General features: G+C 63.6%; 12 protein-coding genes. 2 read left to right on the top strand and 10 right to left on the bottom strand.

All coding sequences use genetic code 11. From position 1 onward, the window contains the following. Nucleotides 1-28: 28 nt before the first annotated feature. The 6 genes from phoU to LXM55_RS13160 form a co-directional block, all read right to left on the bottom strand. Nucleotides 29-790, bottom strand: coding sequence for a phosphate signaling complex protein PhoU (gene phoU, locus LXM55_RS13185; protein ID WP_233320771.1), 762 nt, complete (start codon nt 788-790; stop codon nt 29-31). Between the two features lie 111 nt (nt 791-901). Then, the gene (pstB, locus tag LXM55_RS13180; RefSeq protein WP_016964959.1) at nt 902-1735 is read right to left on the bottom strand and encodes a phosphate ABC transporter ATP-binding protein PstB; all 834 of its coding nucleotides are present in this window, start codon (nt 1733-1735) and stop codon (nt 902-904) included. A 102-nt stretch (nt 1736-1837) separates the two neighbouring features. Continuing rightward, complete coding sequence (gene pstA / locus LXM55_RS13175; protein ID WP_233320770.1) at nt 1838-3508, bottom strand: phosphate ABC transporter permease PstA; 1671 nt, start codon at nt 3506-3508, stop codon at nt 1838-1840. 15 nt (nt 3509-3523) lie between these two features. Then, complete coding sequence (locus tag LXM55_RS13170) at nt 3524-5557, bottom strand: ABC transporter permease subunit (RefSeq protein WP_233321037.1); 2034 nt, start codon at nt 5555-5557, stop codon at nt 3524-3526. A 453-nt stretch (nt 5558-6010) separates the two neighbouring features. Beyond that, the gene (locus LXM55_RS13165) at nt 6011-6994 is read right to left on the bottom strand and encodes a phosphate ABC transporter substrate-binding protein PstS (protein ID WP_233320769.1); all 984 of its coding nucleotides are present in this window, start codon (nt 6992-6994) and stop codon (nt 6011-6013) included. A 246-nt stretch (nt 6995-7240) separates the two neighbouring features. Further along, on the bottom strand, nt 7241-8539 hold the full coding sequence (locus LXM55_RS13160; RefSeq protein ID WP_267924387.1) for an MFS transporter: 1299 nt from the start codon (nt 8537-8539) through the stop codon (nt 7241-7243). Nucleotides 8540-9054: 515 nt separating this feature from the next. Between LXM55_RS13160 and LXM55_RS13155 the strand changes: the two genes are divergently transcribed. Both LXM55_RS13155 and LXM55_RS13150 read left to right on the top strand, forming a co-directional pair. After that, nucleotides 9055-9459, top strand: a complete 405-nt coding sequence (locus LXM55_RS13155) for an acyl-CoA thioesterase (protein ID WP_003229628.1) — start codon at nt 9055-9057, stop codon at nt 9457-9459. A gap of 58 nt (nt 9460-9517) precedes the next feature. Continuing rightward, nucleotides 9518-10417, top strand: a complete 900-nt coding sequence (locus tag LXM55_RS13150; RefSeq protein WP_233320768.1) for a D-hexose-6-phosphate mutarotase — start codon at nt 9518-9520, stop codon at nt 10415-10417. Nucleotides 10418-10633: 216 nt separating this feature from the next. Here the strand turns inward: LXM55_RS13150 and LXM55_RS13145 are convergent, their stop codons facing one another. The 4 genes from LXM55_RS13145 to purE all read right to left on the bottom strand — a co-directional run bounded on the left by LXM55_RS13145 (nt 10634) and on the right by purE (nt 13247). Further along, complete coding sequence (locus LXM55_RS13145) at nt 10634-11170, bottom strand: DUF3299 domain-containing protein (RefSeq protein WP_233320767.1); 537 nt, start codon at nt 11168-11170, stop codon at nt 10634-10636. A gap of 138 nt (nt 11171-11308) precedes the next feature. Further along, nucleotides 11309-11554, bottom strand: a complete 246-nt coding sequence (locus LXM55_RS13140; protein ID WP_233320766.1) for a GlsB/YeaQ/YmgE family stress response membrane protein — start codon at nt 11552-11554, stop codon at nt 11309-11311. Between the two features lie 107 nt (nt 11555-11661). Further along, nucleotides 11662-12744 (bottom strand): 5-(carboxyamino)imidazole ribonucleotide synthase, encoded by a 1083-nt coding sequence (locus LXM55_RS13135; protein ID WP_233320765.1) that lies wholly within the window; start codon nt 12742-12744, stop codon nt 11662-11664. Nucleotides 12745-12755: 11 nt separating this feature from the next. Next, the gene (gene purE, locus LXM55_RS13130) at nt 12756-13247 is read right to left on the bottom strand and encodes a 5-(carboxyamino)imidazole ribonucleotide mutase (protein WP_016967060.1); all 492 of its coding nucleotides are present in this window, start codon (nt 13245-13247) and stop codon (nt 12756-12758) included. Between the last annotated feature and the right edge of the window lie 360 nt (nt 13248-13607).

Genomic DNA, 13607 nt, shown 5'->3' with positions numbered 1-13607 from the left:
AAGGGCCGGGCGCTCTTCTCGGGCACTCTTACTTATCGTCAGCTTCATCCGGAACATTAGCGGATTCGCCACTTGTGCCTTCAACTTCCTGCTTCATGCGCTTGAGGCCGAGGTGGCGCACGTCGGTGCCGCGTACCAGGTAAATCACCAGCTCGGAAATATTGCGCGCGTGATCACCAATCCGCTCCAGCGAGCGCAGCACCCAGATAATGCTCAGAACCCGCGAGATAGAGCGTGGGTCTTCCATCATGTAGGTGGCCAGCTCGCGCAACGCGGTCTTGTATTCGCGGTCGATGATCTTGTCGTACTGGGCCACGGAAAGTGCCAGGTCGGCGTCGAAGCGGGCAAACGCGTCGAGGGCGTCGCGCACCATGTTGCGCACCTGGTCGCCGATGTGCCGCACTTCCACGTAGCCGCGCGGGGCCTCGCCCTCTTCGCACAGCTGGATGGCCCGACGGGCGATCTTGGTGGCTTCGTCGCCGATGCGCTCCAGGTCGATCACCGACTTGGAGATGCTGATGATCAAGCGCAGGTCGGAGGCCGCCGGCTGGCGACGGGCGAGGATGCGCAGGCATTCCTCGTCGATGTTGCGCTCCATCTGGTTGATCTGGTCGTCGATCTCGCGCACCTGCTGGGCCAGGCCGGAGTCAGCCTCGATCAGCGCGGTGACCGCGTCGTTGACTTGCTTCTCCACCAGCCCGCCCATGGCCAGCAGGTGGCTGCGCACCTCTTCCAGCTCGGCGTTGAACTGCTGGGAGATGTGATGGGTTAACCCTTCCTTCGAAATCATGGTTTGCTCCGCAAAAGCTGTGAGCTGCAAGCTACAAGCTGCAAGCTATCTATGTCGTTACCCTGAACCGCTCTCACTTGCCGCTTGAAGCTTGCGGCTTGCAGCTGCTTTCTAGCCGTAACGCCCAGTGATGTAGTCTTCGGTCTGCTTCTTCGCCGGGTTGGTGAACAGCGTGTCGGTGTCACCGAATTCCACCAGTTTGCCCATGTACATGAACGCGGTGTAGTCGGAAACCCGCGCCGCCTGCTGCATGTTGTGGGTCACGATGACGATGGTGAACTTGGACTTCAGCTCGTAGATCAGTTCTTCGACCTTCAGGGTCGAGATCGGGTCCAGGGCCGAGCAGGGTTCGTCCAGCAGCAGCACTTCCGGCTCCACGGCGATGGTCCGGGCAATCACCAGACGCTGCTGCTGACCGCCGGACAGGCCCAGGGCGGAATCATGCAGGCGGTCCTTGACCTCATCCCACAGCGCCGCGCCCTTGAGCGCCCATTCCACGGCCTCGTCGAGCACGCGCTTCTTGTTGATGCCCTGGATGCGCAGGCCGTAGACCACGTTTTCATAGATGGTCTTGGGGAACGGGTTGGGCTTCTGGAACACCATGCCGACCCGGCGACGCAGCTCGGCCACGTCTTCGCCCTTGCGGTAGATGTTGTTGCCGTAGAGGTTGATCGCACCCTCCACGCGGCAGCCGTCCACCAGGTCGTTCATGCGGTTGAAGGTCCGCAGCAGGGTCGACTTGCCGCAACCGGACGGGCCGATGAAGGCGGTCACGCGCTGCTTGGGGATGTTCATGCTGACGTCGAACAGCGCTTGTTTCTCGCCGTAGAACAGGCTCAGGCCAGGCACTTCGATGGCCACGGTTTCCTGTTCCAGGCTCAGGCTCTGCTTGTCGCGGCCCAGGGCGGACATGTTGATGCCGTGAGTGTGGGTTTCGTGTTGCATGGTCTCACTCCGTTTGTAGCTGCAAGCTTCTAGCTGCAAGCCGCAAGTTAGGGCAAAGCGGCAAACTGCTTGGAGCTTGCCGCTTGTGGCTTAAAGCTTTCGTTAGCTGTCCAGCGCCTTGTACTTCTCGCGCAGGTGGTTACGGATCCACACGGCCGACAGGTTCAGGGTGGCGATCACCAGCACCAGCAGCAGCGCGGTGGCGTACACCAAAGGCCGCGCGGCCTCGACGTTGGGGCTCTGGAAGCCGACGTCGTAGATGTGGAAGCCCAGGTGCATGATCTTCTGGTCCAGGTGCAGGTACGGGTAGTTGCCGTCCACCGGCAGCGACGGCGCCAGTTTCACCACGCCCACCAGCATCAGCGGCGCCACTTCACCGGCGGCGCGGGCCACCGCGAGGATCATCCCGGTCATCATCGCCGGGCTGGCCATGGGCAGGACGATCTTCCACAGAGTCTCGGCCTTGGTCGCGCCCAGGGCCAGCGACCCTTCGCGCACGGTGCGGGGAATCCGCGCCAGGCCTTCCTCGGTGGCCACGATCACCACCGGCACCGCCAGCAGCGCCAGGGTCAGGGACGCCCAGAGCAGGCCCGGGGTGCCGAAGGTCGGCGCCGGCAGGGCTTCGGGGAAGAACAGCCGGTCCACGGAACCGCCCAGTACATAGACGAAGAAGCCCAGGCCGAACACCCCGTAGACGATGGCCGGAACCCCCGCCAGGTTGTTCACCGCGATGCGAATCACCCGGGTCAGGGCGTTCTGCTTGGCGTATTCGCGCAGGTAGACCGCCGCCAGCACGCCGAACGGGGTGACGATCATGGCCATGATCAGGGTCATCATCACGGTGCCGAAAATCGCCGGGAAGATCCCGCCTTCGGTGTTGGCTTCACGCGGGTCGTCGCTGAGGAATTCCCAGACCTTGCTGAAGTAGAAGCCGATCTTGGTGAAGGTGCCCATGGCGTTCGGCTGGTAGGCATGCACCACCTTGCCCAGGCCGATCTCGATTTCCTTACCGTTGGCATCGCGAGCGGTCAGGCTGTCGCGGTTGAACTGGGCATGCAGGTCACCCAGGCGCGCTTCAACGTCCTGGTAACGGGCATTGAGCTCGGCGCGCTCGGCGTCCATGTCGGCCTGGGCGGCGGCGTCCAGCTTGCCATCGAGCTCCAGCTTGCGGCCGTGCAGGCGAATGCGTTCCAGACCGGCGTTGATCGCGCCGATGTCGGATTTTTCCAGGCTCTTGAGCTGGGCGGCCAGCTTGTTCACCCGGTCGATCCGCGCTTGCAGCTCGGGCCAGGCGGCCTCGCCTTCGGCGATCACCTTGCCGCTTTCCTTGACGTTGACCAGGTAGCCGTAGAAGTTGCCCCACTCACGGCGCTCGATGGCCATCAGCTCTTTCGGGTAGCTCTGGTTGGTCAGCCACTCGCCGACGATCCAGGTGAAGTCGTTGCCGTTCAAGTCGCGGTTGCCGACCTTGATCAGCTCGCGGGTCATGAACTCCGGGCCCTGGTCGGGCACCGGCAGGCCGGCGCTCTTCAGGCGTGCCCGGGGCACTTCTTCCTTCTGCACCACTTCACCGATGACCAGGTGGTTGGCCTGGCCCGGCACGTCGTAGTTGGCGTGCACCAGGTCGGCCGGCCAGAAGTGGCCGAGGCCGCGCACGGCGATCACCGCCAGTAAACCGATGGTCATGATGACCGCGATGGACACCGCGCCACCGCTGATCCAGACGCCCGGGGCGCCGCTCTTGAACCAGTCTTTTAGGGAGTTCTGTTTCACAGACTTCTACCTTTCTTAAAGCGACGAGTATTTCTTGCGCAGACGCTGACGGATCAGCTCGGCGAGGGTGTTCATGACGAAGGTGAACAACAGCAGCACCAGCGCCGAGAGGAACAGCACGCGGTAGTGGCTGCCGCCGACTTCCGACTCGGGCATTTCCACCGCGACGTTGGCGGCCAGGGTGCGCAGGCCTTCGAACAGGTTCATTTCCATGACCGGGGTGTTGCCGGTGGCCATCAGCACGATCATGGTCTCGCCCACGGCGCGGCCCATGCCGATCATCAGCGCCGAGAAGATCCCCGGGCTGGCGGTGAGAATCACCACCCGCGTCATGGTCTGCCACGGCGTGGCGCCCAGGGCCAGCGAGCCCAGGGTCAGGCCGCGCGGCACGCTGAACACGGCGTCTTCGGCGATCGAGTAGATGTTCGGGATCACCGCAAAGCCCATGGCCAGGCCGACCACCAGGGCGTTGCGCTGGTCGTAGGTGATGCCCAGGTCGTGGGAGATCCACATGCGCATGTCGCCGCCGAAGAACCAGTTCTCCATGAACGGGCTCATGTACAGCGAGAGGAAGCCCACCAGGATGATCACCGGGATCAGGATCGCGCTCTCCCAGCCGTCCGGCACTTTCAGGCGCAGCGACTCGGGCAGGCGGCTCCAGGCGAAACCGGCCACCAGGATGCCGATCGGCAGCAGGAGCAGCAGGCTGAAGATGCCCGGCAAATGGCCCTCGACATAAGGCGCGAGGAACAGGCCGGCGAAGAAGCCGAGGATCACCGTCGGCATCGCTTCCATCAGCTCGATCACCGGCTTGACCTTGCGGCGCATGCCCGGGGCCATGAAGTAGGCGGTGTAGATCGCCGCCGCCACCGCCAACGGAGCCGCCAGCAGCATGGCGTAGAACGCCGCCTTCAGGGTGCCGAAGGTCAGCGGCGACAGGCTCAGCTTGGGTTCGAAATCGGTGTTGGCCGCGGTCGATTGCCAGACGTACTTAGGCTCATCGTAGTTCTCGTACCAGACCTTGCTCCACAGTGCGCTCCAGGACACTTCCGGGTGCGGGTTGTCCAGCAGCAGCGGTTGCAGCTTGCCGCCGGCCTCGACGATCACCCGGTTGGCCCGTGGCGACAGGCCGAACAGGCCCTGGCCGTCCACCACTTGGTCCACCAGCAGGGTGCGGTGGGCGGTGCTGTGGAACACCCCGAGCTTGCCGGCGGCGTCCAGGGCGACGAAGCCCTTGCGACGCTCTTCGGCGGTGATTTCAACAATAGGCGCGGTGCCCATCTGGAAGGTGCGGATCTGCTTCAGGCGCAGCTCGCCGTCCGGGTCGCGGGCCATGAACCACTGGGCCAGGCCGCCCTTGGAGGTGCCGATGATCAGCGAGATGCCGCCCACCAGCTGGGTGCTGGCGGTGACTTCGGTATCGGCGTCTTCCAGCAGTTTGTAGCGGCCGTTGAGGCTCTTGTCGCGCAGGCTGAAGACGTCGGCCTGGGCGCGTCCGTTGACCACGTACAGCCACTGCTGGCGTGGGTCGATGTACATGGCCTTGACCGGCTCGGTCATCTGCGGCAGCTCGATGCGGCTCTGCTCGCTGGTGACCTCGCCAGTCATCATGTTTTCTTCGCGGGTCAGTTTCAGCACATGCAGTTGCGCACCGGTGGAACCGGCGACGATCAGCGACGAATCGGTGGCATTGAGGTTGACGTGCTCCAGTGCGCCGCCCTGCTCGTTCAGGGTGATCGGGGTTTCGCCGTAGGGGTACTCGATGGCCGGCGAGATGGTCTTCTTGCCGTCCGGGTAGCTGACCTTGTAGGTGTGGCGGAACACCAGGGCCTGGCCGTTGGACAGGCCGACCACCACCAGCGGATTGCCGGGCTGGTCCTTGCCGATGGAGGTGACGCTGGCGCCCGCCGGGAGCGGCAGGTCGACCTTGCGCAGCTCGGCGCCGCTGTCGATGTCGAAGAACAGCGCCTGGCCCTTGTCGGAGACGCGCATGCCGACCTGGTTCTGCTCTTCCAGGGAGAACATCAGCGGCTTGCCGGCGTCCTGCATCCAGGCGGGGGTCAGCGGGTCCTTGGCAGTCAGTTCGGCCCCCTGGAACAGCGGTGCGACGACGTAGGCGAGGAAGAAGAAAATCAGCGTGATCGCGCCCAGCACGGCCAGGCCGCCCACCAGGACGTACCAACGGGTCAGGCGGTCTTTGAGCGCGCGGATGCGGCGCTTGCGTTGCAGCTCAGGCGTATTGAAGTCAATGCGCTTGGGGGGAGAAGTCGTAGTCATGGTGGAGTTGGCCAGATCATTCATGCGCACACCCTAGCGATCCTGTATGACAGAAAGATGACAATGCAGTGACGCAACAAATCCGCCGCGTGGCAGGGCCGGCAGCGGACAAAAAATGAGGTTGTAAGAGCTGGCTCGCGGGCGCTTGCGCTGGCAAGCGGAACGCCGCCCGGCCAGCTCTTACGGATACGACAGGGTCCGGGGGCCGGACCCTTATGCGGCGGCTTATGCGCCTTCTTTCAGGCCCAGGTCAGCCAGGGCCTTGGCGGCCACCTTGGCAGGCAGTGGGATGTAGCCGTCTTTCACCACCACTTCCTGACCCTGCTTGGACAGGACCAGTTTCACGAACTCGGCTTCCAGCGGGGCCAGAGGCTTGTTCGGGGCCTTGTTGACGTAGACGTAGAGGAAGCGCGACAGCGGGTACTTGCCGTTCAGGGCGTTCTCTTCGCTGTCTTCGATGAAGTCGCTGCTGCCTTTCTTGGCCAGGGCCACGGTCTTCACGCTGGCGGTCTTGTAGCCGATGCCCGAGTAGCCGATGCCGTTCAGCGAGGAGCTGATGGACTGCACCACCGACGCCGAACCGGGTTGTTCGTTGACGTTAGGCTTGTAGTCGCCTTTGCACAGGGCTTCTTCCTTGAAGTAGCCGTAGGTGCCGGATACCGAGTTGCGGCCGAACAGCTGAACCGGCTTGTTGGCCAGGTCGCCGGTCACGCCCAGGTCGCCCCAGGTCTTCACCTCGGCTTTGGCGCCACACAGACGGGTGGACGAGAAGATCGCGTCGACCTGTTCCATGGTCAGGTGCTGGATCGGGTTGTCCTTGTGCACGAACACTGCCAGGGCGTCCACGGCCACCGGGATAGCAGTTGGCTTGTAGCCGTACTTCTGTTCGAAGGCCGCCAGTTCCGTGTCCTTCATCTTGCGGCTCATAGGGCCCAGGTTGGAGGTGCCTTCGGTCAGCGCGGGTGGCGCGGTGGCGGAGCCGGCGGCCTGAATCTGAATGTTGACGTTCGGGTATTCTTTTTTGTAGTTCTCGGCCCACAGGGTCATCAGGTTCGCCAAGGTATCGGAACCGACGCTGGACAGGTTGCCCGACACACCAGTGGTCTTGGTGTAGCTCGGGATAGCAGGGTCAACAGCGGCAACCGCGTGGGCAGTCGCAACGCCAGCGGCGACAAAGGTCATTGCCGCCATCAAACGCTTCAGTTTCATGCCTTACTCCTAGCAGATAGGGTGTGTTAAGTCGGGGCCAAGTATCTGTAGGCCGTGTGAACACTCTATGTCCGGAATATGACAATTAGATGAAAGGCCAGCACTCCTGAACGGAAGCTGGCCTTTCTTTCGTGGGGGAATGAAAGCTTCTTGTAGCCGCTGCCGAAGGCTGCGACCGACCCGCAGGGTCGCGACACTCTTCAGCGCCCAGCAGGGCCTGCGGCAGCGGCTACAAGCTGGCGGCGATCAGCGACCCTTGGCCCACAGGTACAGACCGACCAGCAGGCCGATGCCGCAAATAATCGCAACATAATAGGCCGGGCCCATCGGGCTTTCCTTGAGCAGCCAGGTCACCACCATCGGCGTCAGGCCGCCGAAGATCGCGTAGGCCAGGTTGTAGGAAAACGACAGGCCACTGAAACGCACCACTGCCGGGAACGCCTTGACCATCACGTAGGGCACCGCGCCGATGGTGCCGACGAACAGGCCGGTCAGGGCGTACAGCGGGAACAGCCACTGCGGGTTGTCCAGCAGGCCGTGATAGAAGGTCCAGGAGGTGGCCAGCAGGCAGGCGCTGCCGAACACGAACACCTTGCCGGCGCCGAAGCGGTCCGCCAAAGCGCCGGAGGCCACGCAGCCCAGGCTCAGGAACACGATCGCCAGGCTGTTGGCTTCCAGGGCGGTGATGGCCGGGAATTTATAGACCGTCTGCAGCACGGTCGGGGTCATCAGGATCACCACGATGATCCCGGCGGACAGCAGCCAGGTCAGCAGCATGGAAATCACGATGGCGCCGCGGTGATCGCGCAGCACTGCACGCAGCGGCAGTTCCTCGGCCAGGGCCTTGCGCTGTTGCAGTTCGGCGAACACCGGGGTTTCGTGCAGCAGGCGGCGCAGGTACACCGAGAACAGGCCGAACACCCCGCCCAGCAGGAACGGAATCCGCCAGGCGTAGTCCGCCACTTCCACCGGGGTATAGAGGCTGTTGATGGCGGTGGCCACCAGCGAGCCCAGGAGAATCCCGGCGGTCAGGCCCGACGTCAGGGTGCCGCAGGCATAGCCGATGTGCCGCTGCGGCACGTGTTCGGAAACGAAGACCCAGGCCCCGGGCACTTCACCGCCGATGGCCGCGCCCTGGATCACCCGCATCAGCAACAGCAGGATCGGCGCCCACATGCCGATCTGCGCGTAGGTCGGCAGCAGGCCCATGATCAGGGTCGGCACCGCCATCATGAAGATGCTCAGGGTGAACATCTTCTTGCGCCCCAGCAGGTCGCCGAAGTGGGCCATGACGATCCCGCCCAGGGGACGGGCCAGGTAGCCGGCGGCGAAGATGCCGAAGGTCTGCATCAGGCGCAGCCACTCGGGCATGTCCGCCGGGAAGAACAGCTTGCCGACCACAGTGGCGAAGAACACGAAGATGATGAAGTCGTAGAACTCCAGCGCCCCGCCCAGGGCGGACAGGGACAAGGTCTTGTAGTCACTACGGGTCAGCGGACGGGCGGGTTGCGCGGATTGCGCGGCGCTCGCGGGCACAGTGGTCATGGCAAGGGCTTCTCTTATTAGTCGGTTCTGGAAGCCGCAACAGCGCTGGTTGGGGCCTGGCAGGTTCGGCACGATAGCAAATTGTTCGAATGCGTACACAGCAGCGCACAAATGACTCACAAATTTGCGAACTGAGTGGGTCGTCGCGGAGTCTATCGACCGATATACTCGCAAACCTCGGAGCGCAAAGCCGCTCCTGGCAAGGGTTGCTGTGCGAAAACCCGTTGTCCTCATGCGCTGTGAGAACGTAGCGAGCGAAAGCAAGACAAGGCAGAAACAGGCACGGATGCGGAGTCTACGTGTTGTAAATGAGCAATCCGTGCCTGTTTCTAACGCAGTGTTGCTGAGCGCAGTAGTTCTCACAGTGCATGAGCAGCCGATTTCGCAGAGTTTCCCTATAGCACGCCTTAGAAAGAACGTGACGAACGCAGTGTGTTCGGGCTGAATCGTTTTTCCTGAAGACGGCTATTCACCTGAAGTACCCATGAAGCGTCACGGGTCAGAGGCCCCTCGGCATGATAGAGCTCGAACAAGAAGATCCAATCCCGCAAGGCGACCTGGCCCTGCAAATCACCGCGTTGCCCCGTGAAACCAACGGTTTTGGCGATATTTTCGGCGGCTGGCTGGTGGCGCAGATGGACCTGGCGGGCACCGCCATGGCCAGCCGCGTCGCCGGTGGCCGGGTGGCCACGGTGGCCATCGACCGCATGGCGTTCCTGGTGCCGGTGGCCGTGGGCGCGCAGCTGTCCTTCTATACCCAGACCCTGGAAATCGGCCGCAGCTCGATCCAGATGATGGTCGAAGTGTGGAGCGACGACCCGCTGTCCAGCGAATGGCGCAAGGTCACCGAAGCGGTGTTCGTGTTCGTCGCCATCGACGGCAGCGGCCGCACCCGCTCGGTTCCGCCCCGCGCACGTTAAACCTGGAGGCTGTCATGCGGTCCATGACAGCCCACACCTTGCGAACGAGAACAGCAGCATGCCTACGCCCCAGGTCGAAACGGTCAAACTGGATGAACTGAACTGCTGGCGCATCCGCCACGGTGGCGCCGAACTGCTGGTAGCCCAGCAAGGCGCGCACATCCTCAGTTATCAGGTGGATGGACAACAGCCGCTGATCTGGCTCAACGACGAGGCCGTGTTCAACAGCGGCAAGAGCATCCGCGCCGGGGTTCCGGTGTGCTGGCCCTGGTTCGGCAACCTGGCGCGCAACCCGCAAGCGGTGCAGGCCATGCGCCAGAGCAGCGAACCGGCACCGGCCCACGGCCTGGTGCGCGCCACCGACTGGGAACTGCTGGGCATCGAAAGCCAGGGCGACAGCCTGCTGGTGGAACTGCGCCTGCCCTGCCCCGCAGACGGCTTCCCCGGCTGGCCCCATTCAGTGGAACCGCGCCTGAGCATCCGCCTGGACGAGCAACTGCACATCAGCCTCACCAGCCATAACCTGGGCACTGAAAGCGTGAGCATCAGCCAGGCCCTGCACAGCTACTTTGCGGTCAGCGATGTGCGCAACGTGCAGGTGGAAGGCGTGGACGGGCTGAACTACATCGAGACCCTGGAAGACTGGAAAACCAAGGTCCAACGCGGCGCCCTGCGCTTTAGCGGCGAAACCGACCGCATCTACCTGAACGTTCCGGCGCAGCTGGAAATCGTCGACCCGGACTGGCAACGGCGGATTCGCCTGACCAGTGAGGGTTCGCGCACCGCGGTGATCTGGAACCCCTGGATCGAGCGTGCCGCGCAGTTCAGCGACATGGCAGACGATGGCTGGCAGCGCATGCTGTGCATCGAGACCGCCAACGTGATGGACGACATCGTCACCCTGGCCCCCGGCGCCCGCCACACCCTGAGCGTGAGCATCGGCGCCGCCCCGCTCTGACCCACGATTGCGCTGATGGGCCCTGTGTTTAAGCCGAATGTGGCGAGGGAGCTTGCTCCCGCTGGAAGGCGCAGCCTTCCCAAGTCCTGAATCCGCGGTCTGTCAGGCAGAACGCGTACTCAGGTCTTGCGGCCGCTACGCGCCCGAGCGGGAGCAAGCTCCCTCGCCACAACAGCCCTCCTGGCCCCAAATTCCTGGCTAATCCCCTCAGTCCCGCTACAGGTCGGATTCCTGCACCACCCGCACCTTCGCCGCCTCCAGGGCGTAGGCGGCGTCGGCCAGGTCATTGCTGACCTTCTCGATCTTCAGGGTGCCGGTCACCCACAGCGGGGTGTAGATGTCATCCAGCTTCACGCCCTTGGGAAAGCGCACCAGCACCAGCTGGTTGGGCGGCGGTGGCGGCACGTGGATGCAGGCCCCCGGGTACGGCACCAGGAAGAACAGCGTGCTGCGGCCCTTGGCATCGGCTTCCAGCGGCACCGGGTAGCCGCCCAGGCGGATCTGCTTGTCGTTCATCGCCGGCACGGTCTTGGTGGAATACATCACCGCCGGCAAGCCCTTGCTCTGCTTCAGGCCGCCCTTGTCGGTGAAGGTGCCGTTGGCTTCGGGGGAGTTGTGGTCGATTTCCGGCATCTGCTCCAGGGCCTTCTGGTCCGACTTGGGCATCAGCTCCAGCCAATCGGTTTCCGGCAGTTCGCCAGCGTGGGCCAGGCCGCAGCCCAGCAGAACAAAGGTCAATAGAAGACGGCGCATGAGAGGCTGGCTCGGTCAAAAAGGAAGGACGGAAAAACCCGGGCATTCTAGTGCCCAAACCGTCGGCTGCGTTGAAGTTTCAGATGAAGAAATGGGCTCCCCTCCGCCCGAGCGGCAGAGGGGGCTTGCAGGGGGGAATCAGCTTTTCTTGATAAAGCCGTAGATCACCAGCAGGACGATCGCGCCCACCAGCGCACCGATGAAACCGGCGCCCTGGCCCGCATGGTAGATACCCAGCGCCTGACCGCCATAAGTGGCGGCAAAGGAGCCGGCGATACCCAGCAGGATGGTCATGATCCAGCCCATGCTGTCGTCTCCCGGTTTGAGGAAGCGCGCCAGCAGACCAACGATCAAGCCGATGAAAATGGTTCCGATAATGCCCATGGCTGTTCCTCTGTAAGGGGGGATCAAGCCAAAGCCTAGTCAGCGCCTTGGCCTCCCGCTATCAGAGAACGGCGGGAAACGAAGGTTCCCGCCAGCCGGTGGATTTGTTACTCGGCGATCAGCGCTTCGACCTTGAGGATCTGCGCTTGCAGGGTCGCCTGATCGGCGCAACGCAGGTTGGCGTGGCCGACCTTGCGCCCGGCCTTGAAGGCCTTGCCGTAGTGATGCAGGTGGCAGTCGTCGATGGCGATGACCTTGTCCACCGGCGGCACTTCGCCGATGAAGTTGATCATCGCGCTCTCACCGACCTTGGCCGTGGAGCCCAGGGGCAGGCCCGCCACCGCCCGCAGGTGGTTTTCGAACTGGCTGCACTCGGCGCCTTCGGTGGTCCAGTGCCCGGAGTTGTGCACCCGCGGGGCGATCTCGTTGGCCTTGAGGCCACCGTCGACTTCAAAGAACTCGAAGGCCATCACGCCGACGTAATCCAGCTGCTTGAGCACGCGGCTGGAGTAGTCCTCGGCCAGGGCCTGCAGCGGGTGATCGCTGCTGGCCACCGACAGGCGCAGGATGCCGCTGTCGTGGGTGTTGTGCACCAGCGGGTAGAAACGGTTTTCCCCGTCACGGGCGCGCACGGCGATCAGCGAGACTTCACCGGTGAACGGCACGAAGCCTTCCAGCAGGCAAGGCACGCTGCCCAGTTCGGCGAAGGTGCCGGCAACGTCGGCGGCGCTACGCAGGACCTTCTGGCCCTTGCCGTCGTAACCCAGGGTGCGGGTCTTGAGCACCGCTGGCAGGCCGATGCGCGCCACGGCGGCGTCCAGGTCAGCCTGGGACTGGATGTCGGCGAACTCCGGGGTGGGAATCCCCAGGTCCTTGAACATGCTCTTCTCGAACCAGCGATCGCGGGCGATGCGCAAGGCTTCGGCGCTCGGGTAGACCGGCACGAACTGCGAGAGGAAGGCCACGGTTTCCGCCGGCACGCTCTCGAACTCAAAGGTCACCAGGTCCACTTCATCGGCCAGCTGGCGCAGGTGGTCCTGGTCGCCGTAGTCGGCCCGCAGGTGTTCGCCCAGGGCAGCGGCACAGGCGTCCGGCGCCGGGTCGAGGAAAGCGAAGTTCATTCCCAGCGGAGTCCCCGCCAGGGCCAACATGCGGCCCAACTGGCCGCCACCGATTACACCGATCTTCATCGTCAACAACCTCAGGCGACGCGCGGGTCTGGATTGTCCAGAACGCTGTCTGTCTGTTCAGCACGGAATTTTTTCAGCACGGCATGGAACTGCGGGTGCTTGGCGCCCAGGATGCTCGCCGAGAGCAGGGCCGCGTTGATCGCACCGGCCTTGCCGATGGCCAGGGTGGCCACGGGGATGCCAGCCGGCATCTGCACGATGGACAGCAGCGAATCCACGCCCGAGAGCATCGACGACTGCACCGGCACGCCCAGCACCGGCAGGTGGGTCTTGGCCGCGCACATGCCCGGCAAGTGCGCCGCGCCGCCGGCACCGGCGATGATCACCTCGATGCCACGCGCCTCAGCCTCTTCGGCGTACTGGAACAGCAGGTCCGGGGTGCGGTGTGCGGACACCACCTTCACCTCGTAAGGGATGCCGAGCTTTTCCAGCATATCGGCGGTGTGGCTAAGGGTGGACCAATCGGACTTGGAGCCCATGATCACGCCAACCAGTGCACTCATCGTCGTGCCTCTTCTCTCTGGGCGCCCGCAGGCGCGTCAAAAACAACAAGCCACGCGAAAATGCGTGGCTTGACTGTACGAATTATGGCCGGACGAACCGGCCGAAGGCCGCGCAGTATACCGAAAAAGCCGCGCTAAACGCACTTTCGCCGACCATCTGTCGAACAAAGTATTTGCACCGCAAAACCCCGGTTTTATTGACTTGGGAGTCAGTCGCCCTGGACTGAAAATCCCTCGCGGCCTGACCTGCTCCTTGTCGCCGCTGCCGCAGGCTGCGAACGACGGCGCAGCCGGCGCAAGGGCGGTGTTGCCCATCCTTCAGACAGACCGCGGCGCCAGGTGTGGCGGCCCCTGCGGTGC

It is taken from the genome of Pseudomonas sp. Au-Pse12 (assembly GCF_021341665.1).
In the GTDB taxonomy this organism is placed as follows: Bacteria; Pseudomonadota; Gammaproteobacteria; order Pseudomonadales; family Pseudomonadaceae; genus Aquipseudomonas.
Note: the sequence above shows the minus strand (reverse complement) of the source record. Positions and strands in the feature narration are given on the sequence as shown.